The sequence below is a fragment of the Micromonospora sp. NBC_01699 genome (genome assembly GCF_036250065.1).
Lineage (GTDB): Bacteria > Actinomycetota > Actinomycetes > Mycobacteriales > Micromonosporaceae > Micromonospora_G.
Map to the genome: position 1 here is coordinate 1,200,684 of NZ_CP109199.1, position 23,577 is coordinate 1,224,260.

The 23,577-nt window shown below is 72.0% G+C and carries 25 protein-coding genes and 1 tRNA gene; 15 read left to right on the forward strand and 11 right to left on the reverse strand.

Annotated features, from left to right (window positions below; translation table 11 throughout):
* Positions 1–53: 53 nt before the first annotated feature.
* From OG792_RS05440 to OG792_RS05455, 4 genes are all read left to right on the forward strand, one after another.
* The gene (locus tag OG792_RS05440; RefSeq protein WP_329107918.1) at positions 54–713 is read left to right on the forward strand and encodes a class I SAM-dependent DNA methyltransferase; all 660 of its coding nucleotides are present in this window, start codon (positions 54–56) and stop codon (positions 711–713) included.
* A 52-nt stretch (positions 714–765) separates the two neighbouring features.
* On the forward strand, positions 766–1,599 hold the full coding sequence (locus OG792_RS05445) for a class I SAM-dependent methyltransferase (RefSeq protein ID WP_329107920.1): 834 nt from the start codon (positions 766–768) through the stop codon (positions 1,597–1,599).
* An 84-nt stretch (positions 1,600–1,683) separates the two neighbouring features.
* Positions 1,684–2,541, forward strand: coding sequence for an MOSC domain-containing protein (locus tag OG792_RS05450; RefSeq protein WP_329107922.1), 858 nt, complete (start codon positions 1,684–1,686; stop codon positions 2,539–2,541).
* A gap of 50 nt (positions 2,542–2,591) precedes the next feature.
* Complete coding sequence (locus OG792_RS05455) at positions 2,592–3,569, forward strand: expansin EXLX1 family cellulose-binding protein (protein ID WP_329107924.1); 978 nt, start codon at positions 2,592–2,594, stop codon at positions 3,567–3,569.
* Positions 3,570–3,612: 43 nt separating this feature from the next.
* Here OG792_RS05455 and OG792_RS05460 read toward each other — a convergent pair whose 3' ends face one another.
* The 3 genes from OG792_RS05460 to OG792_RS05470 all read right to left on the reverse strand — a co-directional run bounded on the left by OG792_RS05460 (position 3,613) and on the right by OG792_RS05470 (position 6,358).
* Entirely contained in the window at positions 3,613–4,881 is a 1,269-nt protein-coding gene (locus OG792_RS05460; protein WP_329107926.1) for a serine hydrolase domain-containing protein, read from the reverse strand.
* Between the two features lie 140 nt (positions 4,882–5,021).
* Entirely contained in the window at positions 5,022–5,660 is a 639-nt protein-coding gene (locus OG792_RS05465; RefSeq protein WP_329107928.1) for a flavin reductase family protein, read from the reverse strand.
* A 176-nt stretch (positions 5,661–5,836) separates the two neighbouring features.
* Positions 5,837–6,358 (reverse strand): GNAT family N-acetyltransferase, encoded by a 522-nt coding sequence (locus OG792_RS05470; RefSeq protein ID WP_329107929.1) that lies wholly within the window; start codon positions 6,356–6,358, stop codon positions 5,837–5,839.
* A gap of 161 nt (positions 6,359–6,519) precedes the next feature.
* On the opposite strand from OG792_RS05470, the gene OG792_RS05475 reads away from it, so the two are divergent.
* Together OG792_RS05475 and OG792_RS05480 are read left to right on the forward strand one after the other, a co-directional pair.
* Positions 6,520–7,515 carry an aldo/keto reductase gene (locus OG792_RS05475; RefSeq protein ID WP_329107931.1) on the forward strand — a complete coding sequence of 332 codons (996 nt, stop codon included), beginning with the start codon at positions 6,520–6,522 and terminating at the stop codon, positions 7,513–7,515.
* A gap of 10 nt (positions 7,516–7,525) precedes the next feature.
* Positions 7,526–8,113, forward strand: coding sequence for a TetR family transcriptional regulator (locus OG792_RS05480; RefSeq protein ID WP_329107933.1), 588 nt, complete (start codon positions 7,526–7,528; stop codon positions 8,111–8,113).
* Between the two features lie 25 nt (positions 8,114–8,138).
* On the opposite strand, the gene OG792_RS05485 is transcribed toward OG792_RS05480, so the two are convergent.
* Entirely contained in the window at positions 8,139–8,687 is a 549-nt protein-coding gene (locus OG792_RS05485) for an RNA polymerase sigma factor (protein WP_329107935.1), read from the reverse strand.
* 44 nt (positions 8,688–8,731) lie between these two features.
* Between OG792_RS05485 and OG792_RS05490 the strand changes: the two genes are divergently transcribed.
* Positions 8,732–10,177 carry a serine/threonine-protein kinase gene (locus tag OG792_RS05490; RefSeq protein WP_329107937.1) on the forward strand — a complete coding sequence of 482 codons (1,446 nt, stop codon included), beginning with the start codon at positions 8,732–8,734 and terminating at the stop codon, positions 10,175–10,177.
* On the opposite strand, the gene OG792_RS05495 is transcribed toward OG792_RS05490, so the two are convergent.
* The 3 genes from OG792_RS05495 to bcp all read right to left on the reverse strand — a co-directional run bounded on the left by OG792_RS05495 (position 10,168) and on the right by bcp (position 11,831).
* Positions 10,168–10,791 (reverse strand): hypothetical protein, encoded by a 624-nt coding sequence (locus OG792_RS05495; protein WP_329107939.1) that lies wholly within the window; start codon positions 10,789–10,791, stop codon positions 10,168–10,170. The two genes, OG792_RS05490 and OG792_RS05495, sit on opposite strands and share 10 nt — an antisense overlap.
* 368 nt (positions 10,792–11,159) lie before the next feature.
* Positions 11,160–11,243, reverse strand: a tRNA-Leu gene (locus tag OG792_RS05500).
* A 114-nt stretch (positions 11,244–11,357) separates the two neighbouring features.
* Entirely contained in the window at positions 11,358–11,831 is a 474-nt protein-coding gene (gene bcp / locus OG792_RS05505) for a thioredoxin-dependent thiol peroxidase (protein ID WP_329107941.1), read from the reverse strand.
* A 142-nt stretch (positions 11,832–11,973) separates the two neighbouring features.
* On the opposite strand from bcp, the gene OG792_RS05510 reads away from it, so the two are divergent.
* From OG792_RS05510 to OG792_RS05525, 4 genes are read left to right on the forward strand one after another with little or no spacing between them, the layout of a single operon-like run.
* Positions 11,974–12,690, forward strand: coding sequence for an energy-coupling factor ABC transporter permease (locus OG792_RS05510; protein WP_329107943.1), 717 nt, complete (start codon positions 11,974–11,976; stop codon positions 12,688–12,690).
* The gene (locus tag OG792_RS05515; protein WP_329107945.1) at positions 12,687–13,100 is read left to right on the forward strand and encodes a PDGLE domain-containing protein; all 414 of its coding nucleotides are present in this window, start codon (positions 12,687–12,689) and stop codon (positions 13,098–13,100) included. The genes OG792_RS05510 and OG792_RS05515 overlap by 4 nt, the downstream gene beginning before the upstream one ends.
* Positions 13,101–13,871 carry a cobalt ECF transporter T component CbiQ gene (cbiQ, locus tag OG792_RS05520; RefSeq protein WP_329107947.1) on the forward strand — a complete coding sequence of 257 codons (771 nt, stop codon included), beginning with the start codon at positions 13,101–13,103 and terminating at the stop codon, positions 13,869–13,871.
* Between the two features lie 23 nt (positions 13,872–13,894).
* Positions 13,895–14,668 (forward strand): energy-coupling factor ABC transporter ATP-binding protein, encoded by a 774-nt coding sequence (locus tag OG792_RS05525; RefSeq protein ID WP_329107948.1) that lies wholly within the window; start codon positions 13,895–13,897, stop codon positions 14,666–14,668.
* Here OG792_RS05525 and OG792_RS05530 read toward each other — a convergent pair.
* The 4 genes from OG792_RS05530 to OG792_RS05545 form a co-directional block, all read right to left on the reverse strand.
* The gene (locus OG792_RS05530; protein WP_329107950.1) at positions 14,629–15,765 is read right to left on the reverse strand and encodes a hypothetical protein; all 1,137 of its coding nucleotides are present in this window, start codon (positions 15,763–15,765) and stop codon (positions 14,629–14,631) included. The genes OG792_RS05525 and OG792_RS05530 overlap by 40 nt on opposite strands.
* Positions 15,762–16,595, reverse strand: coding sequence for a DsbA family protein (locus tag OG792_RS05535; protein ID WP_329107952.1), 834 nt, complete (start codon positions 16,593–16,595; stop codon positions 15,762–15,764). The genes OG792_RS05530 and OG792_RS05535 overlap by 4 nt, the downstream gene beginning before the upstream one ends.
* A complete protein-coding gene (locus tag OG792_RS05540; RefSeq protein WP_329107954.1) occupies positions 16,588–17,106 on the reverse strand; it encodes a MauE/DoxX family redox-associated membrane protein in 519 nt (172 codons plus the stop codon). Before OG792_RS05540 ends, OG792_RS05535 begins: the two co-directional genes overlap by 8 nt.
* 100 nt (positions 17,107–17,206) lie before the next feature.
* Positions 17,207–17,752 (reverse strand): sigma-70 family RNA polymerase sigma factor, encoded by a 546-nt coding sequence (locus tag OG792_RS05545; RefSeq protein WP_329111129.1) that lies wholly within the window; start codon positions 17,750–17,752, stop codon positions 17,207–17,209.
* A 229-nt stretch (positions 17,753–17,981) separates the two neighbouring features.
* Between OG792_RS05545 and OG792_RS05550 the strand changes: the two genes are divergently transcribed.
* The 4 genes from OG792_RS05550 (at position 17,982) to OG792_RS05565 (ending at position 23,488) form a co-directional block, all read left to right on the forward strand.
* On the forward strand, positions 17,982–18,659 hold the full coding sequence (locus OG792_RS05550) for a zf-HC2 domain-containing protein (RefSeq protein ID WP_329107956.1): 678 nt from the start codon (positions 17,982–17,984) through the stop codon (positions 18,657–18,659).
* A gap of 35 nt (positions 18,660–18,694) precedes the next feature.
* Positions 18,695–20,356, forward strand: coding sequence for a copper resistance CopC/CopD family protein (locus OG792_RS05555; RefSeq protein ID WP_329107958.1), 1,662 nt, complete (start codon positions 18,695–18,697; stop codon positions 20,354–20,356).
* A 12-nt stretch (positions 20,357–20,368) separates the two neighbouring features.
* Positions 20,369–21,112 (forward strand): YcnI family copper-binding membrane protein, encoded by a 744-nt coding sequence (locus OG792_RS05560; protein ID WP_329107960.1) that lies wholly within the window; start codon positions 20,369–20,371, stop codon positions 21,110–21,112.
* 120 nt (positions 21,113–21,232) lie between these two features.
* Complete coding sequence (locus OG792_RS05565; RefSeq protein ID WP_329107963.1) at positions 21,233–23,488, forward strand: hypothetical protein; 2,256 nt, start codon at positions 21,233–21,235, stop codon at positions 23,486–23,488.
* The last annotated feature ends 89 nt before the right edge of the window (positions 23,489–23,577 follow it).

The window sequence follows — 23,577 nt, forward strand, 5'->3', positions numbered from 1 at the left end:
AATCATTCAGGAAGCAATGACGTACGCCGGACGCGCCGCCGGTCGGGTTCCCGGTGACCGATAGGTTTTCCGGTCATGACCGACCTCGACTCCTCGACTCGACCCGTTCCTCGTACGACTCCGTGGCCGCCGGCTACTCCGACCTCTTCATCGACGAACTGCCCCGACAGCCGGTACTGCGGAGCATGCTGACGCTCTTCGCCGAGCTGGCAATCGGGCGGACCGCCGACGTGGGGTGCGGTCCGGGGCAGATAACGGCGTTCCTGCGCGCCCGGGGGGTCGACGTGTTCGGGATCGACCTGTCACCGGGGATGGTCGAACAGGCCCGAGCCAACTTTCCGGAGCTGGAGTTCGAGGTCGGCACGATGACCGGCCTCGACCATCCCGACGGGAGCCTGTCGGGCCTCAACGCCTGGTTCTCGACCATCCACATCCCCGATCGGGAGCTGCCGGGCGTGCTGGCCGAGTTCCACCGGGTGCTGACCCTGGGGGCCCCGCTGATGCTGGTCTTCCAGGTCGGCGAGGCCCCGAAGCACTTCGCCGAGGCGTGGGGCCACGAGGTCGACCTGGTCCTGTATTACCGCCGTCCGGAGGCGGTCGCGGCGATGCTGACCGAGGCCGGTTTCCACGTCCTGGTGACAACCGTGCACGAGCCGGTCCGTCAGGAGCCGAGGCGGCAGGCGGCATTTCTGATCGCCCGCCGACTCGACTGAACCTTCCGCGGAGCGCCGGCATGGTCGCGGGAGACGTGATACAACCAACATCGTGGATGGAACCAGGTTCCGGCGCAGGATCGCCCGTACCCCGCTCGCACCCGTCGCGGCCTTTCCGAAACGGTTGCTCCAGGTGGCCCGGTACGACGCCCGTGTGGTCCGAGTCTCCGCCCGTTGGCTGTTCACCTCCCGCGAGCACCACAACTACACGTACGACCTGACCCGGCTCAGCCGTGAACACCTCGCCTGGTTCGTCAGCGTCCTCTGCGACACCCCGGTCAAGCAGGTCCGGGACTACCTGGCGGAGATCGAGTCGGACCAGGACCTGCGCCGGCACATCGAGCGGACCACCGCCGCCTCCGCCCGCCGTGGACTGGCCGACCGGCACGTGCGCTACGCCCGCCGGATCGGCTGGTACGCGATCGTCCGCGCGACCCGACCGGCACACATCGTCGAGACCGGCGTTGACAAGGGGCTCGGCACCTGCGTACTCGCCTCGGCGCTGTTGCGTAACGCCGCCGAGGGACACCCCGGCCGGGTCACCTCCCTGGACATCAACCCCGAAGCCGGCTACCTGGCCCGAGCCGAGCCCTGGTCCGGGGTGGTCGACCTGGTGATCGGCGACTCGATCGCCTCGATCCGGGACCTCGATCGGCCGGTCGACCTGTTCCTGCACGACAGCGACCACAGCGCCGCCCACGAGCGCAACGAGTTCGAGGCGGTCGAGCCGAAGCTGGCGCCCGGCGCCCGCCTGCTCACCGACAACGCCACGGTGACCAACGTGCTCGCCGAGTACGCCGAACACACCGGCCGCCGGTTCCTTGTCTACCGGGAGACCCCGGCCCGACACTGGTTCCCCGGCGACGGCATCGGAGTGGCCTGGTAGGCCCCGTCGTTCGGGATTTCGGGCACCGCGGGTCCCCGTCGTTCGGGGATTTCGGCCCCGGTAGCCGCGTGCGATCCTGACGGAATGCGACTGGCCGCCATCCACACGTACCCGATCAAGGGGTGTCGCCGGCTGGACCACGACGCGGCCCGGGTCGAACCGTGGGGCCTGGCCGGCGACCGGCGCTGGCTGATCGTGGACGACGGCGGGGTCGGTGTCACCCAGCGCCAACATCCGGAACTGGTCACCCTGCGGGCGGTGCCCCGGCCCGGTGGGCTGGAACTGGCCGCGCCCGGCCGGCCCGCGCTCGACCTGGCCGAACCGCACGGCGGCGAGCCGATCGAGGTACGGGTGTTCGAGAGTCGGCCGACCACCCCGGCGTTGGCCGCCGGGCCGACCGCCGACGACTGGCTCAGCCGACTGCTCGGGCAGCCGGTCCGGCTGGCCTGGCTCGGTGACCCGGCCGCCAATCCGGTCATGCAGCCGGTCCCCGACGGTGCCGGCACCTCGGTGAACTTCGCCGACGGTACGCCGCTGCTGCTGACCAGCACCGCCTCGCTGGACGAGTTCAACGCCTGGCTGCTGGAGTCGGGCAGCCCGGAGGGGCCGCTGCCGATGAGTCGCTTCCGCGCCAACCTGGTGATCGCCGGCGGGTCGCCGTGGGCCGAGGGGGAGTGGGTCGACCGACGGGTCCGGATCGGCGCGACGGTGTTTCGTGGCCTGACCCAGTGTGGCCGGTGCGTGGTCTCCGCGACCGACCAGGACACCGGCGTACGCGGACAGGAACCACTGCGTACGCTCGCCGTCCGGCGCAACATCGGCCGCCGCCTGCTTTTCGGCCTGCAACTCGCCGTCGAACTGCCCCCGGACGCCGACCCCGTCGGCCGGGCGGTCGACTGCGGCACGCTCACCATCGGTGACGAGGTGGAGTTGCTCGGTTGAATTCGGCCGGCTGTTGCGTGTTGGCCGGCGCTGCGGCAGCATCGGTCGGCGTGACTGACCCGGATGCGGCTCCCGACCACGGCAACCCGCTCGGCGACGACGGCACCGGACGTCGGGGTGGTCATCGGCGGGCCACCCGTGCGCCGATCCGCTGGCTGACGGCGGCCGGGATCACCGGCGTGGCCGCCGTACTCGGCATCGTGCTGGCCGTACGTTCCGGAGCCGAACCGGCCTGTGCCGCCGCGCTTGCCGCGCCGCCGACCGGCAACACGGTCCACAGTGGAAAAGCCACCTTCTACGACTCGGCCGGAGCCGGCGGCAACTGCTCGTTTCCGAGCGCCCCGGCCGACCGGCTCTACGTCGCGCTCGGCCCGTCCGAATACGCGTCGGCAGCCGCCTGCGGCGGATATCTCGACGTCACCGGGCCGAAGGGCAGGGTACGGGTGGTGATCATGGACCAGTGCCCCGAATGCGCGCCCGGCCACATCGACCTGTCCAGGGAGGCGTTCGCGAGGATCGCCGACCCGGTTCAGGGCGTGGTGCCGGTGAGCTACCGGGCGGTGGTCAACCCGCCGTCATCCGGCCCGCTCACCTTCCGGATGAAGGACGGCACCTCGCAGTGGTGGTTCGCCGTACAGGTGGGCAACCACGGCAACCCGTTGCGCTCGGTCGAGGCGAAGGGGACCGGCGGTGGCTTCCGGACCGCCGGCCGGCAGAACTACAACTACTGGATCGTCGACGGGGGACTCGGCGCCGGGCCGTACAGCATCAGGGTGACCGACGTGTACGGGCGCCAGGCGACCGCCACCAACATCCGGCTGGCCCCCGAACAGGTCCAGCGCAGCACGGTGACGATGTCCGGGGCGGCTGCCCCGGCCGCCGGTGCCCGTACGCCGACTCCCGCCCGCTCACCGTCGACCCGCCCCACCCCGAGCGCGGCCCCGACCGCTGCGGTCAGCGAGCCGAACGAGCCGGCGAGCACGGTCGAAGCACTGGTTGAGCCGCCCGGCGCCGCGCCCGGCTGTTGAACCTTTCCGGACGCGGCGCGGTGCGGACGTACCCGGCCAGTGGTTACCCCAGCCCGCCCGGCGCGTACGCGGCCAGCCCCGGCGCCGGGGTGAGCCGCAGTTCACGATCCACCGAGGTACGCGCCGTGGCCGAATCGGCGCTCTCCGGCCCGCAGAGCGCGGTGCTGATGAACTGAGCCGTCGCCGCACCGATCGGGTCCGGTGCGCCGGGCGTCTGGTAGTGGGAGGCGTTCAGCGCGACGGTCACCTGCCGGCGGCCGTCCGGCGAGTGCAGCGAGATCGTGCTGTACCCGAACACCACCCCGTCGTGCCCCCACGCCTGCCCGCAGGACAGCGGCAGGGCCAGCACACCCAACCCGTACCGCACCCCGTCCGGGTCGGTCGGGTCGGTCGGCAGGAACCCGAGCAGTTGCGCCTGCTCGGCCGGGCGCAGCAGCCGCCCGCTGAACAGTGCCCGGAAGAACCGGTCCAGGTCCGTGGTGGTGGAGACCAGCTCGCCCGCCGTCCAACCCCAGGACATGTTGTAGACGCTGAAGTCCCGCAGTTCGCCCGCGTACCAGGGGACGTAGCCCAGGCTGTGCGGCCCGGTGATCCGGGGCGCGGTGCCGGGGAGGTAGGTGTTGTCCAGGTCGAGCGGGCGCAGGATCCGGCGCCGGATCTCCTCGGCGGCGGGGCGTCCGGTGACCCGTTCCACGATCATCCCGGCCAGGATGTAATTGGTGTTGGAGTACGCGAACGCGGCGCCGGGCGGGTTCGTCGCCGGCATGTCCAGCCCGATCCGGGCCAGTTCGCGCGGGGTGAACGTGGTGGTGCGGTGCTGTTCGACAAGTTCGGGCGTGGCGAAGATGACCCGGTCGTAGCTGCCGATGCCGCTGCGGTGGTTGAGCAGCATCCGTACCGTCACCCCGTCGGGGGCGAGGCCGGGCAGGTAGCGCCGGACCGGTGCGTCGAGCGAGATCCGGCCCTCACCGACCAGCTGGAGCACGGTGGTCGCGGTGAAACTCTTGCTGATGCTGCCGACCCGGTGCTGGTAGCCCGGCCGTACCTCCCGGCCGGTGGTGATGTCGGCCAGGCCGGTGGCGCCGCGCCAGGTGGCCCGGCCGTCGCGTACCTCGGCGAAGGCGCCGATCATGCCGGCCGTGGTGATCCCGCTCAGCGCCGCGTCGAGTGCCTCGGTCGGCAGGCCGCCGGACCCGCCCCGACCGTCGGCCGCCGGCCGGGCCGTCGCCGGCCCGGCGCCACCCGCGACCAGTACGGCCACCGCCAGCACTCCGGCCGAGATCATGGACAGTTTCGGTGGTGCTTTCCGCATGTTTCCTCCCCGGATTGACGATCGGGGACGACGGTAGTACCACTTTGCAACTCTTTGCCGCGACTAGCATCGACTGTCCCGTTCGGCGGCCCGTTCGGTGGTCCTCTTCGACGGTCCTCTTCTGCGGTCCCCTTCGTGGGTCAGCCGCCGGTGGGGGCGAGCCGGTGCGGCATGTTCCAGCCGTCGGCGAGCCGGGACGGGTGCACGTTCTCCCCACCGCCGAAGAACTCGCAGAACTTCATGACCAGCGGATCCCAGCCGATCGGGTCCACGTACGGCGTACCGGGGATGAGCAGGCTTTCCTCCACGTGGGTGCGCAGCACCTCGACCTCGAACGCGGTGCAGTCACCATCGGGACCGCCGAACGGGTGGGCCGCGACGACCCGGCATTCGAGCTGGATCGGGCACTGCGCGACCCGGGGCGCCCGGACCAGGTCGGCCGCTTGTTCGGTCAGTCCGCCGAGGGCGAACTTGTCCGGCTCGTACCGGTAGCCCTTTGTGATCTTGTGCTCCGGCACGTCCGGCCGACCGGTGGTGAGCGCTATCCGGTCAACCGCGTCCACCATCGACGCCGACGGCAGGTTGAGCACGCACTCCCGTTCGCGGAGCAGGTTGGCCGTGGTCTGGCCACTGTTGCCGAGCCCGAGCAGGCACGACTGGTTCAGCCACCAGGCCGACGACATCGGTGCGAGGTTGGCGGTGCCGTCGGGGTTGCGGGAACTGATCAGCACCACCGGAGTGCCGAAATACAACACCTTGAGCCCGGGTACGACGTGCATCCTCTGCCTTTCGCGGGAGCGGAACGAGCCGACCCGCGATTGCCGTACGCGGACCGGGTTCCACTCTGCGACGCGGCGCCGGTCGGCGCTGGCGGTGATCGGACGTCGCGTTCCACCGGGTCGCGGCGGTGCTCCGAGCGGGTGCCGTACGCACTGAACCGGCCCGCCAACCCCGGTCAGAGCAGCGGTAGCCACATCAGGATCTCGTCCCGGTCGTCGCCGGGGGCGAGGCGCAGCGCGCCGGGCAGCCGGCCGACCTCGCGGTAGCCGCAGCGCTGGTAGAACCGTTCCAGGTGCAGTCCACCCCGGACGGTCACCTGGAGTGCCTCCAGGCCCAGCTTGCGACCGATCCGCTCGGCCTCGGCCAGCAGTGCCGCGCCGTGCCCGCCGCCCTGCCGGTCGGGGTGCACCATCACCCGCTTGAGTACGCACCAGTGGTCCTTGAGCGCGAACCGGTTGTCCGCGAAGATCAGGAAGGCCGCCGGTGCACCGTCCTCGGCGTAGCCGACCAGCAGCCGGTCCGGACCGTGCTCGATGCCGGCGAAGGCGGCGTCGGCCACCGGCCGGACCTGATCCTCGCTGACCGGGGCGACAAAACCGACCGCGCCTCCGGCGTTCGTCACCTCCGTCCAGAGCGTGACGAGCTGTTGCCGGAGCGCTGCGGTCAGCTCGGGATCGAGCACGAAGCGGTGGGTCACGCCGGCCATCTTCGCCGGTTCGGTGCCGGGTCACCGGCCGGCGTTCGACCATGGTGACGACGGTAACAGTCGCGGTGGGCTGACAGAATTTGAAATCTGTCAGTTGTCGTCCCATACTTGAGTTCGAACCGAGCCGATCCCTCCGGAGGAGAAAACCGATCATGGAAATCCGCACCCTCGGCAAGAACGGCCCGCAGGTCTCCGCACTCGGCCTCGGCACCATGGGCATGTCCGACCTCTACGGCCCGGCCGACGAGACCGAGGGCATCGCCACCATCCACGCCGCCCTCGACGCCGGCATCTCGCTGCTCGACACCGGCGACTTCTACGGCATGGGCCACAACGAGATGCTGATCGGCCGGGCACTGCGCGACCGGAACCGCGACGAGGTCAACATCAGCGTCAAGTTCGGCGGGCTGCGCGACCCCGACCTCGGCTGGCGCGGCATCGACGGGCGCCCCGAGGCGGTGCGCAACTTCCTCGCGTACTCGCTGCGGCGGCTGGGCACCGACCACATCGACACCTACCGGCTGGCCCGGGTCGACCCGAACGTGCCGATCGAGGAGACCATCGGCGAGATCGCCGAGCAGGTGAAGAAGGGCCACGTACGCCACATCGGCCTCTCCGAGGCCGGCGCCGACACCATCCGCCGGGCCCACGCGGTGCACCCGATCAGCGACCTCCAGATCGAATACTCGCTGATCTCACGGGGCATCGAGGCGCAGATCCTGCCGACCGTACGCGAACTCGGCATCGGCATCACCGCGTACGGTGTGCTCTCCCGTGGCCTGCTCAGCGGGCGCTGGACCGCCGACCGGCAACTCGCGCCCGACGACTTCCGCAGCTACGTACCCCGATTCACCGGCGACAACCTGGCCGCCAACCTGCGCCTGGTCGAGTCGCTGCGGGAGATCGCCGACGCCCGTGGCGCGACCGTCGCCCAGGTCGCCATCGCCTGGGTGCTCGCCCAGGGGCAGGACATCGTGCCGCTGGTCGGCGCCCGCCAGCGGGACCGGCTGACCGAGTCGCTCGGCGCGCTGGAACTGGAGCTGACCCCGGACGACCTGGCCGCCATCGAGCGGGCGGTGCCGGCCGACTCGGCGGCCGGAACCCGCTATGCCGCCCCCGACATGGTGCACCTCGACAGCGAACGGTGAGATGGTGCCCATGGCCGACACCTCTCTGACCTCCGGGCAGATCCTCGAAGCGGCGGAGGACGTCCTCCGCCGCTTCGGCCCCGCCAAGACGACAGTGGTCGACGTCGCTCGCGTCCTCGGCGTCAGTCACGGCAGCGTCTACCGGCATTTCGCCAGCAAGGCGGCGCTGCGCGAGGCGGTCGCCGAACGGTGGCTGGACCGGGCACACGCGCCGCTGCCGGCGCTGACCACCGCCGACCTGCCCGCCCCGCAACGGCTGCGCGCCTGGCTCACCACCCTCGCCGCCGAGAAGCGGGGCAAGGCGCTGGACGATCCGGAGCTGTTCGCCACCTACATGGTGCTGGTCGGCGAGGCTTCGACGGTGGTGGCCGCGCACGTGGAGGACCTGGTCCGGCAACTCGCCGTGATCATCGGTGACGGGGTGGCCGACGGCGACTTCACCGTCGCCGACGTGGACCGTACGGCGCGGGCGGTGCTTGCGGCGACCGCCCGCTGGCACCATCCCGCGCACGCGGCCGAGTGGGGCGAGCCGGGGATCGCCGAGGCGCTGGAAGCCGTCTGCGACCTGCTTCTCGACGGGCTGCGTACGCGGGCCTGAGAGAGCCGATGCCGCTCCCGGCGGGTCAGGTGGCCTGTAGTGAGGCGCGTACATGCCGTCGCGCGTCGTGGATGCGCGACTTCAGGGTGCCGACCGGAACGGCGAGGTGTACGGCGATCTCGTCGTAGGTCAACTGGCACAGGTCACGCAGTACCAACGGGGCGACCAGCTCGGGCCGGTGGGCCTCCAGCTGCTCCAGCGCATCCAGCAGGTCGAGCCGGGAACCCGCGATCACGCTCGTGGTGCGCGGGTCGGCGGCATCGATCGGGAGCAGCGGTACGGGCTGCTCGTCGGCCCGGCGCTTGAGGCTCCGGTACGTCTGCCGGGCGCAGTTGGCCGTGACGACGTACAACCAGGTGGAGAACCGCGACCGTCCACCGAAGCCGCCGATGTTGCGTGCGACCTGTAGGAGGGCATCCTGGCACGCCTCTTCGGCATCCTGCCGGCACGGGAGGAAGCGCAGGCACTGCCGCAGAACCTGGGGGCCGATCCGGACGAGCAACGCGTCGAGGGCAGCGGCGTCGCCCGTTGCGGCGCGACCGGCAAGTTCCTCGACGTCAAGATCGACCGGCATGCTCGCGCCCCGTTCCCCCGTATTTTGTACGCCATACTACGGGCGTGTCAGTACCGGACAAGATCGGCCGATACCGCGTCATGGAGCGGATCGGTTCCGGAGCTTTCGCGACGGTGTGGCTCGGCGCCGACGATGCTCTGGACGCGTCCGTGGCGATCAAGGTGCTGGCGGACAACTGGTCGTACCACTCCGATCTGCGGGAGCGGTTCGAGCAGGAAGCGCGGATCATGCGGCGGACCGATTCCAGCCTGCTCGTACGGGTGCTCGACGTCGGTGAGCTGCCCGACGGGCGGCCGTACCTGGTGATGCCGTACGCGGCCGGTGGCACCCTCGCGGATCGGCTCGTCGCGGGGCCGATGCCGGTGCGTGAGGCCCTGCTCGTCGCGGCCGACATCGCCGGCGCCGTCGCGGTGCTGCACGAGGCCGGCGTGCTGCACCGTGACCTCAAACCGTCCAATGTGCTGTTCCAACCGGCCACGGGCCGGGATCGGGTACTCGTCGCCGACCTCGGCCTAGCCAAGGCTCTCGCGAACGCGTCCGGCTTCACGATCGCCGCCGGCACACCCGGCTACATGCCGCCCGAGCAGGCCACCCCCGGTGGCGGACTGGACATCCGCGCTGACGTGTACGCGATCGGCGCGACCCTCTACCACATGCTGACCGGCAACCCGCCCGAGCGGGCCTGGTCGGGATCCGGCCGCGCGGACCGAACCGGGCGGTCGTTGCCCCGGCCGTCCCAGGTGCGGCCCGACGTACCGTCCATGGTGGACGATTTGGTGCGACGTGCGCTGCACCCCGACCCACGGCAACGCTGGGCGTCCGCCACGGCCATGATCGAGGCGCTGAACCAGGTCATCGTGTCGATGGAACGGACCACGAACCACGGCCGGGTCCTGCGGCGGCTGGGGCGGCTCGTCGGCGCCCTGGTCGCACTCGCCGCGGTACTCGCGACGACGGGTTCCGGCTCCACGCTGCCGCCCCGATCCGGCTGGGTACGCGTACACGACGCCTCCGGCGCCCTGTCGGTCGCGGTGCCGCCGGAGTGGGCCGGTCAGCTGAGGAACGCCGCCTGGAACCCTTCGGTGCTGCGACTTCCCGCCGGCCCCGCACCCGGTCTCGTGGTCGCCCCGAACCTGACGCTGTGGCCGGATCCGGCGAGCGGGACACCCGGCGTGTTCGTCGGTGCGAGCAGGGCCCTGCTCGCCGGCGGCCCGGCGCCCGCGTTGCCCAGCCACAACTCGTGCGTCCAACAACCCGACCGGACCGTGACCGTGGGCGGCAACCCCGCACTGGTACGGCGGTGGACGTCGTGCGGTGCCTCGGTCTCGTTCAGCGAGGTGGTGCTCGACCTGCCGCAGCGCGGCTTCGGTGTCTACGTGCAGATCAAACAGGTCGGCGACGTCGACCTGACCGACGAGATCCTGACCGGCCTGCGGTTGTCCAGCTCGCTGGCACCGCAGGCCGGTCGTCTCGGGCGGGCTTACTCGTAGCAGTCCTGCTTCGCGTACTGAAGGGTCAGCTCGATGACGGTGCCGTTCTGCGTCGCGATGCGGTAGACGGCACTGTCGTTGCCGGGCGCCTTCGCGTGGCCGCGACCGTTGGTGGCGTCCCCGTCGGCAGCCGTCCAACCCGGGTAGATCCGGAGCATGTCCGCGCTCGACATGCCAATGCGCACTCCCTCGGGCGTCTTGATGCTGCCGTACGCGTCGATGGCGGCGATTCCCAGATTCCGCGAGAGGCTGACGACACCGTTGCCGGTCGAGTTGGCGCGCAGGTGATAGGGCACGCAACCCTCGCCGTTCGAGTTGTCTTCGTCCGCGATCAGCAGCCCCGTCGCGGTGGCCTGCTGACGGGTCATGCCGAGCTTCAGCGAGCCGATCCCATTCGGCCCGAGGACGAGCGGTGCGGTGGTGTCGCCGCTGGACGCCGGTGCGGACGGTGCGGACGGCACGGACGGTGCGGGCGACGCGGGCGTCGTTGCGGTGGGCGCGCCGGTCGTGGGCGCCGGCGATCCGGCCGGTGCCGCGTCGCCGGCCTGGTGCTCGACGGGTGACGAGCACGCCGCGACGAGCAGCAGGCAGGTGAGGGTTCCGACCAAGGGCATAGCGCGCATCATTAACTCCTGGGTGGTTCAACTGGGTTGTTGTCGTACAGTTCGATGCACCCACACGGGAGTTCGTTCGCGCTACGGAGTCGTGAATCCGTCACCTCGGCAACATTGTGGCCACCACCGAAGACAACATCGCCCGGCGACCCGGGAGGTGCCGAGCGGACAGCTCCCCGCCGCCACGGCTGGGAAGCTCGTAACCTCCGCCGATGCCTCCACCACCGATCTCGTCGACGATCTTGCACTTGTGGCGCCCGGATTGGAGCCCTCATCCGGATTGTTCGCCACCACAAGTGCAAGATCGGCGCCGTCTGGGGGGGAATACAAAACGTCCCGACTCGGGGATCCCGAGCGCCGGGACGTTCTGGTGCGGGAGGGGGGACTCGAACCCCCACGCCCGAAGGCACAGGAACCTAAATCCTGCGTGGCTGCCATTACACCACTCCCGCTGGCGGGTACGAGTCTAGAGCCTCGACGGCAGCCGCGCGCACGTACGTCCGGCGGTCGGGATCGGCCGCTCGGACCGTCGCGTGAAGGTGGCGACGGTCCGGGTGGCGGTTGCCTCAGTCCAGGCCCAGGTCGCGGCGGAGCTTGGCGACGTGACCGGTTGCCTTCACGTTGTAGAGGGCCCGCTCGATCCGCCCGTCGGCGTCGATGATGAAGGTGGAGCGGATCACGCCGGTGACCGTCTTGCCGTAGAGCTGCTTCTCGCCGTAGGCGCCGTACGCGATCAGCACCTCCTTGTCGGCGTCGGAAACCAGCGGGAAGGTGATCGCGTCGCGTTCGCGGAACTTGGCCAGCTTGGCCGGCTGGTCGGGGGAGATGCCGATCACCTCGTAGCCGGCGGCCTGGAGCGAGGCGAGCGAGTCACGGAAGTCGCACGCCTGCTTGGTGCAGCCCGGCGTCATCGCGGCCGGGTACGCGTAGAGCACGACCTTCCGGCCGCGTAGCTCCTTGAGGGCGAGCGTCTTGCCGTCGTCGGTCGGCAGCGTGAATTCTGGCGCCAAATCGCCCGGCGCGAGGCGAGAACCCGTCATGGGGCGTGACATTACCCCGCTCAGCAGGCACGATCTTGATCGGTCTCCCTGGTTGTTGCAAGATGATGGCAATAAGGGTGCCTGGGCAAGTACGCCGAGTTCTCGCTGACGCGGAACGCCGCATCGCAGATGGGGAGGATTAGTGCAGTCAGTTGCCATGCACATCGCGAACGGGATCGTCGACGGTCCCGTGGCCGCGATCTTCGCGGCGTTCGCGCTGGTCGTGCTCGCGTTCTGCGTGATCCGCGGCCGGCGCGACCTGGACGACCGGCTGGCGCCGATGGCCGGCCTGGTGGCCGCGTTCATCTTCGCCGTACAGATGATCAACTTTCCGATCTTCACCGGTGCGGTGAGCGGACACCTGCTCGGCGGCGCGCTCGCCGCGATCCTGGTCGGCCCGTGGGTCGGCGCGCTCTGCGTGGCGGTGGTGCTCGTGGTCCAGGCGCTGGTCTTCGGCGACGGCGGGGTGGCCATGCTCGGGCTGAACATCACCAACATGGCGATCCTCGGCACCGCCGCCGGCTACCTGCTGATCGCGCTCCTGCTCCGGGTCCTGCCGCGTACGCCGGCCGGGCTGGCGGTGACCGGATTCGTCTCCGCCATGATCAGCGTCGTCGTCGCCTCGCAGGGCTTCATCCTCCAGTACTGGCTCGGCGGCACCACCGACCTCGGCGGCTCGCTCGGTGGGCTCTCCGCCACGATGGCCGGCGCCCACCTGCTGATCGGCATCGGCGAAGGGTTGATCACCGCCACCACCGTGGTCACCGTCGCCAAGGTACGACCCGACCTCGTCTACGCCCTGCGCGGCCTGCGGCCCGTACCGGCGCTGGGCAACCCGATCGCCGGAGGTGCGCGATGAAGCAGCGGAAATGGGCCTTCCTCGTCGGCGGCCTGCTGGTCGCCCTGCTGCTCGCCGGGGTGGTGAGCAACTTCGCCTCGTCCCACCCGGACGGGCTGGACTCCTCGCTGCGCAAGGGCTGCACCTTCGACGCCGAGGACAACATCACCGGCGGGAGCTGCCCGGCGCAGGAGACCAGGGACCACGAGCTGGCCGACAGCCCGCTGGCCGACTACGGCGTGAAGGGCGTGGAGAACGCGTACCTGTCGACCGGGTTGTCCGGGGTGGCCGGGGTGCTGATCACGTTCGCGCTCGGCGGTGGCCTGTTCTGGCTGGCCCGCCGCCGGGGCACCGGCGCGGGCGGATCCGCCCCGGCCGGGCGGGACGAGCCGGTGACCGCCGCCCCGGCCGGCGCGGAAACGGTGAAGTAGATGGGCGCCGGGCACGCGCACGTGCTCTACCGGGCCGGCACCTCGCCCGTGCACCGGCTGCCCCCCGAGGTGAAGATCACGGCGATGGTGGCCTTCAGCATCGCCGTGGTCGCCACCCCGAGGGAGACGTTCTGGGCGTACGGCGGGTATGCCCTGCTCGTGGTCGTGGTGGCGGCGCTGGCCCGGATCGGCCCCGGCTGGCTGCTCAGGCGTTCGCTGATCGAGCTGCCGTTCGTCCTGTTCGCCTTCGTGCTGCCGTTCCTCGGCGCCGGTGAACGGGTCGACTGGCTCGGCCTGAGCCTCTCCGTCGACGGGCTGTACGGCGGCTGGAACATCCTCGCCAAGGGCACCCTCGGCGTACTCGCCTCGCTGCTGCTGGCCGGGACCACCACCATGCGGGACCTGATCCTCGGCCTGGACCGGCTGCGCTGCCCACAGATCCTCACCCAGATCGCCACCTTCATGCTGCGCTACCTCGACGTGCTGGCCGGTGAGGCCCGACGGATGCGGGTCGCCCGACTCTCCCGGGGCGACGACCCGCGCTTCCTCTGGCAACTGCGCGGCTTCGCCGCCGGTATCGGCGCGCTGTTCCTGCGCGCGTTCGAGCGCGGCGAGCGGGTCTACCTGGCGATGCTCTCCCGTGGCTACGAGGGCAGGATGCCGGCGGTGTGGCAGTCCGCCGGAGCCGCCACCGCCGGTCACTGGGTCGCCGGCGCGACCGTACCGCTGACCGCCGCCGGCATCGCCGTCACGGCGCTGGTGCTCGGATGAGCAGCGACCGCCCCGGTGCTGTCATGATCGATGCTGTGGAAACCGCCCCCTCGCTGGACGTACGCGGCGTCAGCTACGCCTACCCGGACGGTCACGTCGCCCTGCACGGGGTCGACCTGACCGTGCCGAAGGGGAACAGGGTGGCGCTGCTCGGGCCGAACGGCGCCGGCAAGACCACCCTGGTGCTGCACCTGAACGGGATCCTCGCCGCGGCGGCGGGCACGGTCACCGTGGGCGGGCTCGCCGTGAACCGGGACCGGGCCACCCTGGCCGAGATCCGCCGCCGGGTCGGCATCGTCTTCCAGGACCCCGACGACCAGCTCTTCCTGCCCACCGTCGCCGAGGACGTGGCGTTCGGCCCGGCCAACCTCGGGCTGCGCGGCGCCGAACTCGCCAACCGGGTGGACGAGGCGCTGGCCTCGGTCGGGATGAGCGAGCACCGGGACCGGGCGCCGCACCACCTGTCGTTCGGCCAGCGCCGCCGGGTAGCGGTCGCCACCGTGCTCGCCATGCATCCGGAGATCCTGGTGCTGGACGAGCCGTCGTCGAACCTCGACCCGGCCGCCCGGCGGGAACTCGCCGAGATCCTGCGCGGGCTGCCGGTGACCCTGCTGATGGTCACCCACGACCTGCCGTACGCGTTGGAGCTCTGCGACCGGGCGGTGATCCTCGACGGTGGCCGGATCGTCGCCGACGGCGGCACGGCCGAGCTGCTCGCCGACGCCGACCTGCTGGCCCGGCACCGGCTGGAGCTGCCCTACGGGTTCGACCCGGTGGCGGCCGCCGCCCGACGCTGACCCCTCGGCCGGTCATCGGGCAGGTCCGCCGAGCCGCCGGCAGCGGGAAGAGGATCGGGCGTCACCGCGCGCAGCCGCAGCACACCGGCCAGCGTCCCGCCGACACCGATCACGATCATGGCCGCGACCAGCAGCCGCGCCGACGTCGCCGGCCACGGCACCGGGGCCACCGACCGGCCGAAGACGGCCGCGTTCGCCACCCCGGCGAACAGCGCCAGGCAGGCCCCGGACAGGGCCAGGGCGAAGTCGGCCGCCGGCCGTCGGGCCAACGCGTACGCCCCGGCGGCCAGCGCGCCCAGCCCGGTGAGCAGCGGCCAGATCTGCCCGGCGAGCAGGCCCTGCACCACCCCGCCGAAGCCGTCCGCCCCGGCGTCCAGTTCACGGGCCACCGCGAAGGCGACCGCACCCGCCCCGGCCAGGGCGAAGCCCCCGGCCAGCGCCACCGTCACCGCCCGCCCGGCACGCCTACCGGCGGGCAGCAGGCCGAGCGCGCCGAGGACGAGCGCGCCGACCAGGCTGGCCAGCCACCACGGGCCGGGGCTCGGCGGCGGCAACCAGTCCAGGGTGCCGCGCAGGTCGATCGGGGTGACACCGTCGCGCAGCGGCACCGTCCAGTCCCGGATCCGGTGCGCCCGGTCCGGGTCGGCCCGCACCTGCTCCGGTGGGGTTTCGTCGGTCCAGTGGGTACGCCGGTCGTGCCAGCGGGCCACCGGTTCGGCGCCGATCCGCTGCCAGGACGGCGCCAGGGTCGGGTCGGTGCCGGCCGGCGGCTCGGTGTCGCCGTCCAGTGTCTCGTTCAGGTACGTCGCCGGGGAGTTCCGGTTCTCGTACACCCCGTCGGGGCGTACCTCCAGGTAGGGCTCACCGGCGTAGCCGAGCACCTCGATCGTCCGGCCGGTCCGGTTGGTCAGCTCCAGCCGGGCGCCCGCCTCGACCGCCCGTACGGTGAGGCCGGGCAGGGCCGGGGTGAGCACGGTGACCTCGGTCCGGTAGTCGGTGCCGTCGGGCGCGTCGGCACCGTGGGCGAGCGCCGGGGCGCCCACCGCGAGCGCGCCGAGCAGGCCGGCGGCGCACGCGGTGAGCAGTCGACGGATCACTTGGTGGCCGCCGCCACGGCCGCGTTGAGGGCGTCCGTGTTCGGGTTCACGCCCTTGCCGTTGACCAGTACGGTCGGCGTGCTGTTGATGTTCGCCCGACTCGCCGCCTCGGTCACATGCGCGGTCCACGGCTTGAACGTACCGTCGCGTACGCAGGAGCCGAACCTGGCCCCGTCCAGCCCGACGCCGGTGCCGATACTGATCAGCTCGTCGTCGCTGAGCCCGGCGCTGCCCTCGGCCGGCTGCCGGTTGAACAGCGCCTCGGCGTACTCCCGGTATTTGCCCTCGTCGGCCGCGCAGCCGGAGGCGGCGGACGACCGGGTCGAGTAGTTGGTCGAGGAGGCCCGGTCGAGGTACGCGACCGGGTGGAACCGCACCGTCACCTTGTTCTCGCTGACCAACTGGTCCAGGGTGGCGCCGGTGGACTTCTCGAACTGGCCGCAGAACGGGCAGATGAAATCCTCGTAGATGTCGACGGTGACCGGGCCGGTGCCGATCGCTATCGCGTTGCCGTCGGCGGTCGCCCCGGCCGGCGCGGTGAAGTCGCTGGTCGAGCGCTGGCTGGCGGTGACGCTCCAGCCGATCAGGCCGGCGATCACCAGCACCGCGACCGCGATCAGCGAGGTCCACAGGGTGCGTCGGCGGCGGCGCTCGCGGGCCAGTTGCTCCCGGACAACCCGGGCCGAACTCTTCTTCTGCGCCGCGTTCTGCCCCTTCTGCGCCTTCTGTGGTCCCTGCTGAGGCTGTGCCTTCTGCGGTCCCTGTTGAGGCTTGTCCGGCCTCCGTCCCGGACCGCCACGTGCGCGACCCGGCCCCCGTGGACTACCCATTCTCGTCCTCCAGACGCTGCCCGCCGGCCATCCACCGGTCGATCGACAATGGGCTGCGCGGCCAGCGCAGCAGGAACGCCGCCATGATCAGGAACCCGATGTCCCGGAGGATCTCGGGCAGGTAACTCGGGGTCTGGCCGACGGCCAGCGGCCCGCCCTCGCTGAAGCAGCCGCAGTCGATCGCCAGGCCACGGGCCCAGGCCGAGGCGATCCCGGCGATGAACAGCACCAGCAGCAGCGCGGAGACGCCGGCGGCCAGTCGGGTGGCCAGCCCGAGGAGCAGGAGTACGCCGAGGGCGATCTCGACGAACGGCTGCGCCGCCCCGATCACCCTGGCCACGTCGAAGGGAAAAATCTGGTACGCGTTGACGGCCCGGCCGGCGGCGGCCAGGTCACCGACTTTCGTGCTGCCGGCCCAGAACCACACCGCGGCCAGCCCGAGTCGTACGGCCAGCCCGAGCCACGGTTGTACCGGGTCCCACCGTGGGCGTGCCGATGTCACCAAGGTCATGGCTCCTTAGTCGCGGGCCCGCGTCGGCGGGTTCCGCTTCCCAGGCAAGTCCCAGCGGACCCCGGGAACCTCCCAGCCGCCGTGCCTCCCGTCGGCCGCCTCAGCTCGCCAGCGCATCGCCGACCGCCTCGACCAGTTCCGTACGCGCCCGCGCCACCCGGGACCGGATGGTGCCGACCGGCACCCCCTCCACCGCCGCCGCCTCGGCGTACGACAGCCCGAGCAGCTGGGTGAGGACGAACGCCCCACGCCGCTCGGCGGGCAGCCGCCGGAGCAGGTCGTTCGCGCCGAACTGCCCGGCCGGATCCGGGTACGGGTGGTCGGTGTACGCCTGACCGGTCAACCGCTCGTCCAGCCGGCGCCGCCGAACCACCGTACGGAGATGGTCGGCACAGGCCCGCCGGGCGATGCCCAGCAACCACGTACGCGCACTCGACCGCCCCTCGAACGCCGGCAGCGCCCGGAACGCGCGCAGGTACGTGTCCTGGAGCAGGTCGTCCGCGCTGTCCCGGTCGACCAGGGCCGCGGTGAACCGCCACACCTCGGTCTGGGTGGCCCGGACGAACGCCGCCTGCGCCGCCGGGTCCCCGTCGCGGGCGCGCAGCGCCCAGTGGGTCGCGTCGTCCAGCGCCTGCGTCCGCTCCACCGCTTCCGGTCCCGGTCCCGCTTCCGGTGCCGCTGCCGCTTCCGGTGCCAACGCCCGCGCCGTCGCCGATGCCGGCGCCTCCGTCCGGGCCGGTGGCTCGACGGTGGCGCTGACCTGGGCGGACTCGCGCGGGACGGGGATCACGACATCCGAGGTTACGCGCGCCGTCGGAGTACGGGGGTGGCCTTGGCCCGCTTGGGTGTGCTTGCGCACGGCCGGGAACTTTTCCGTGCCGGACATCGACTACCTCCCCATGACCTGCGACGAGGTACGGGTCGCGCTGTCCGCGCGGCTGGACGGGGAAGACCCGCGGGCGCCGATGGAGGCGCTCGACGCGCACACCGTGACCTGCCCCGGCTGCCAGCTCTGGCTGGTCCGGGCGGAGGAACTCGGCCGGGTCATGCAACGTGCGCAGGCGGTCGAGGTGCCCGACCTGACCGCCACCGTACTCGCGGCGGTGGCCGCCGACCCGGTCATCGCGGCAGCCGCCCGCCGCCGCACCTCGGCCGCGTACGGTCGGCGCCAGATCCTGCGGGTAGCGGTCGCGGTGGCCGCCGTCGCCCAGCTCGCCATCGCGCTGCCCATCCTGCTCGCCGGCTTCGGCGTCGAGGTCGACCTGCACACCACCCGGGAGATGGCCTCGTTCGACGTGGCCCTCGCGGTCGGGTTCGCGCTCGCCGCGTACCGGCCGGAACGGGCGCAGGCGTTCGTGCCGGTCGCCTTCGTCCTCGCGGTCTGCCTCGCCGGCACCAGCGCGGTCGACATAGTGAACTCGACCACGGCCGTGGTGCACGAGATCGGCCACCTCGCCACGGTGGTGCAGGCCGGACTGCTCTGGGCGCTCGGGCGGGTCAGCCGGCGTACCGATCCGCCGCTGCGCGCGCCGGCGGTGGCGGGACGCGGGTGATCCGAGGTCGCGCCGTGGTGGGTTTCTGGGCGAGCATGTCTCGCATGACTGCCGCACAAAGATCATGGGTGTCGCGGGCCGGCGCGATGCTCGGCCTCCTGCTGGCGACATTCGCCCTGCTGCTCGGGCCGGCCAGCCCGGCCAGCGCCCACGCGGTGCTGGTCAGCAGCAGCCCGGCCACGGACGCGGTGCTGCCCAGCGCGCCCGCCGAGGTGGTGCTCACGTTCAGCGAGGGCGTCCGGAACGTACCGGACAAAATCCGGATTCTCGGCCCGGACGGCGCGCGGGTGGACCGGGGCGACCCGGTCTTCGACGGCGCCGTGGTCACCATCCCGGTCGACCCGGGTGGACCGCAGGGCACCTACCTGGTCAGCTACCGGGTGATCTCGGCCGACAGCCACCCGGTGGCGGGCGCCTACACGTACTCGGTCGGGGCGCCGTCCACCCCGCCGACCGACACCGAGAACGACAGCGTCGACCCGGCCATCACCGCCGCCGTGGCGGTGGGCAAGTACCTCGGCTACGCCGGGCTGGTCCTGCTGGTCGGCCCGGTGCTGGTGCTCAGCCTGCTCTGGCCGCAGCGGCTCGACCGGCGCGGTCCGGCCCGACTGGTCTGGACCGGGTTCGGCCTGGTCACCGCCGCGACCCTGATCGGCATCTGGCTCCAGGTCCCCTACACCACCGGCGGGGCCCTGTTCTCGATCAGCGGCAGCGCCCTGAGCGACGTGCTCGCCAGTACGTTCGGCGCGGTGCTGCTGGTCCGGCTCGGCATCCTGGTGGCCGCCGCGATCCTGCTCCGGCCGCTGCTGCGGGGCAGTGCCGGCCGGGCCGACCACCTGCTGCTGGGCGTACTCGGGGTGGCGGGGTTGTTCACCTGGCCGCTGGCCGGGCACGGGGCGGCGTCACCCGTACCGGCGGTGTCGGTGCTGGTCGACGCGGTGCACGTGGGCAGCATGGCGGTCTGGCTCGGTGGCCTGCTGATGCTGGTCGTGTTCCTGCTGCGCCGGGCCGACGAGCGGGAACTCGGGGCGATCCTGCCGATCTGGTCCCGCTGGGCGGCGGTGGCCGTCTCCGCGCTGCTGCTCGCCGGCATCGTGCAGGCACTGATCGAGGTCGCCACCCCGAGCGCCCTGATCGACACCACCTACGGCCGCCTGATCATCGCGAAGGTGGTCCTGTTCGGGCTGGTGATCGGCGTCGCGGCGTACTCGCGGCGGCTGGTCCAGCGCCGGATCGCCACCGAGCGGCCGGGGCGGATGCGGCGGGCGGTCTGGACCGAGCTGGGCGTCACCGCGCTGATCCTGGCCATCTCCGCCGTACTCGTGCAGACCCCGCCGGGGCGGACCGCCGAGGCGAACGACGGCGCCGCCGGAGCGGGCTTCTTCTCCACCAGGCTCACCAGTGACCTGCTCTCGGTGGAGGTGGAGGTGGACCCGGCCGGCACCGGCAGCAACACCATCCACCTGTACGCGTACACCCCGGACAACAAGCCGCAGCCGGTGGTCGAATGGACCGGGACCGCCGCGTTGCCGGCCAAGGGGGTCGAGGCGATCGAGATCCCGTTGCTGCCGCTGACCGACAACCACGCCACCGGCGAGATCAGCCTGCCCACACCGGGCGACTGGCAACTGCGCTTCACCGTCCGAATATCCGACATCGACCAGGCCACGGTGACCGCCACCGTGCCGATCAACTAGGAAGGCACTTCCATGATCCGTCCCCGGCGTACCGCGTCCGCGGCCGCTTTCGTGCTCGGCGCCGCGCTCGTCGGCGTGTTCGGCCTCGCCCTGCCGGCGTCCGCGCACGTCACGGTGAACCCGAAGGAGGCGACCCAGGGCGGCTACGGCCGGGTGGCCTTCCGGGTGCCGAACGAGAGCGACACCGCGTCGACCACGAAGATCGAGGTCAACCTGCCGGAGAACGCGCCGGTCGCGTCGGTCTCGACCATCCCGCTGCCGGGCTGGACGGTGGTGCTGGAGAAGCGCAAGGTGGACCCGCCGCTGGAGGTGCACGGCAGCCAGATCACCGAGGCGGTGTCGAAGATCACCTGGACTGCGGGCGCGGGCGCGGAGGTCAAGCCGGAGCAGTTCCAGGAGTTCGGGGTCTCGCTGGGCCCGCTGCCCCAGGTCGACCAGTTGGTCTTCAAGGTGCTCCAGACCTACTCGGACGGCAACATCTCGCGCTGGATCGACGAGCCGGCGGCGGCCGGTGCCGAGGAGCCGGAGCACCCGGCGCCGGTGTTGAAGCTGGCCAAGGCGGCCGATCCGGCGTCCGGCGGGGCTACGCCGTCGGTGGCCGCGGTCGCGCAGGCCGACGACGACGAGGACGACGAGGACGGCTCGGCCGGGGTGGGGCTGGGCATCGCCGGTCTGGTGGCCGGTCTGGCCGGCCTGGTGCTGGGCGGGCTGGCGTTCGCCCGTACCCGCCGTCCGTCGACCCCGTCGGGCGCCTGAGACATTGATCCGCTGGCCCGCCGCTGATCCGGCGGGCCAGCGGCGTTTTGCGCAATAAGGAGCATTAACACCCTTTCGGTCGGTATCGTCTTGAAGATACTTCGATCAGGGGGAAAGACCATGCGCGTCGTACGCACCATCGCCGGGGTGCTGCTGCTCACGGTCGGGCTGACGGTGCTGCTCGTCGGCAGTGCATTGTGGACTGTGGCGGACCGGCGGGACGGCGGTGACGCGTTCACCGCCTCACTGCAACGGATCTCCACGCCCGGTCGCGCCGTTGTCGTACCCGACCTGGACGCGCTGCTGCGCCGGGACGCCCCGTTCACCCGTACCGCCCAGACCCGGCTGCGGATCACCGCCGGAAGCGAGGCCCGACCCGCGTTCCTCGGGCTCGCCCCGACCGCCGAGGTCGGCCGCTACCTGGCCGCGATGCCGTACACCCTGGTCGACCGGGTCGCGATCACCCGAGGTCCGCTGCCGGTCGCGCTCACCCCGGTCTCGCGGGTCGCGACGCCGACCGACGCCGCCGCGCCGACCCCGGGCGAACAGGCATTCTGGGTACGTCAGTCAGCCCGCACCCTCGACCTCGCCCCGGACGACCTACGCGGGCAGCGGCTCAGCCTCGTGGTCATGTACCCCGACGCCGGGCCCGGTGTGGCCGTCGACCTCCGCGCCGAACTGCGGGTGGGTTGGCTCGAACCGACAACCTGGGGACTGCTCGCCGGCGGCACCCTGTTCGCGCTGCTCGGAGTCGCCATCCTGGTCTGGCCGACCCGACCCCGTGAGGTGGTCTTCGTGGTCGAACCCGGTCAACTGCCGGTGCTCACCGCCCGGCTCGGCGTACGGGCCCTCGACGACCTGGGCCGACCGACCGTCGGGAAGGCCCGCTCGCGGCGTCCGGCCCGCTCGCCGGCCCCCGCCCCTCCGGCCCAGCCCGCTCCGGCCACCGCCGCTCCGGCCCAGCCCACTCCCGTCCAGCCCACTCCCGTCCAGCCCACTCCGGCCACCGCCGCTCCGGCCCAGCCCACTCCCGTCCAGCCCACTCCGGCCACCGCCGCTCCGGCCCAGCCCACTCCCGTCCAGCCCACTCCGGCCACCGCCGCTCCGGCGGCCTGGCCGGTCCACTCCCACCTGCCGGCCCCGTCTCGCCCGGTCGACACCACCGGCCCCCGGTCGGAGAACGGGCTCCCGCCCCGCCGGTCCGGTTCGGCGCCGTCCCGCCCGGAGACGCTGGCGGACGTCCTCACCGAGCAGGATCCCGACCCCGCCGGCCGCTCCACCCGCACCGGCACCGCGACGTCACCGGGAACCGATGCTGCGGGAAACGGCCCGGTCGACCCGCCCGGTCCGGCCGCGAACCAGCCGGCCGCCGAGCAGTCGGCTGCGGACCAGCCGGTCGTGGCCACGCACGGGGTCACCGCGGACGGGGTGAGCGCGAACGGTGGGTCGGCGAGTGGGCGGAGCCTCGATCACGTCTGGCCGGCGAGCAACCCGCCGCCCGCCAAACTGGTGCTGAACTGGCCGCCGCGCGCCGCCGGTACGACCGCACCGCTGTCGAAGCAGCCCGCGAACCCGGCCCCGGCCTACCCGGCCAGAACCGCACCGCTACGTACCGCCCAGTTCCGACCGGCCCGGCCCGAGCCCGTCCAGCCCGAGGCACCCGAGCCCGTTCACACCGAACCGCACCAGCTCGAAGCCGTCCAGCCTCCGGCGGCCGAGCCCGAGCCGATTCCGTCGAGCCGGACCATTCCGGGCGACGCCGAGTCCGTTCCGTCAAGCCATGCCGCGCCGGTCGACCCCGAGGTCGTACGCGCCGAGTCAACACACACCCAGCCCGAGTCGGCTCCGGCGTACGCCCAGCGGCCCGAGCAGGGCCTGGATCCGGTGCACGCGGGGGCGGGACAGGGGATCAACCAGGTGCCGGCGTACCCGGGGAAGGGCCTGCGGGGGCAGCAGAGCCGACCCGAGCCGACGCTGGTCCCGCCGGCCGGGGAGGACCCGCCCGCCGAGGCTGCGGCTGGGCAGAGCATTTCGGCTGGGCAGAGCATTTCGGCTGGGCAGAGGACTTCGGCTGGGCAGAGCGCTTCGGCCGCCGCCACGTCGTCGGCGGCGACCCCGGTACCGGTTCCGCAGGCGTCCGGCGTACCCGTGGTCGGGGCTGGGCCGGCGGCCAAGCCGGCGGCGGCCCCGACCAGCTCGACCCGCCGGAGCAGGGCGGCCGTTCCGGCGGACAAGGCCGCGACGGCCAGGTCCCGCAAGTGCAAGCCGGAGCCGGACGCCGACGCCCAGCCGCCGACGGCGAACAGCACGTCGGCGGGGCCGGTGGCCGGCGCCGACGGAACGGCGGACGCCGCCGAGGCCGCCCCGGCAAGGTGAACACAGCGAGTGGCCCTCCGTGCTGCCGACACGAAGGGCCACCCTCACCGGGGGAACGGTGTACTGAAGAAACGTTTTAGGTGGTGGTA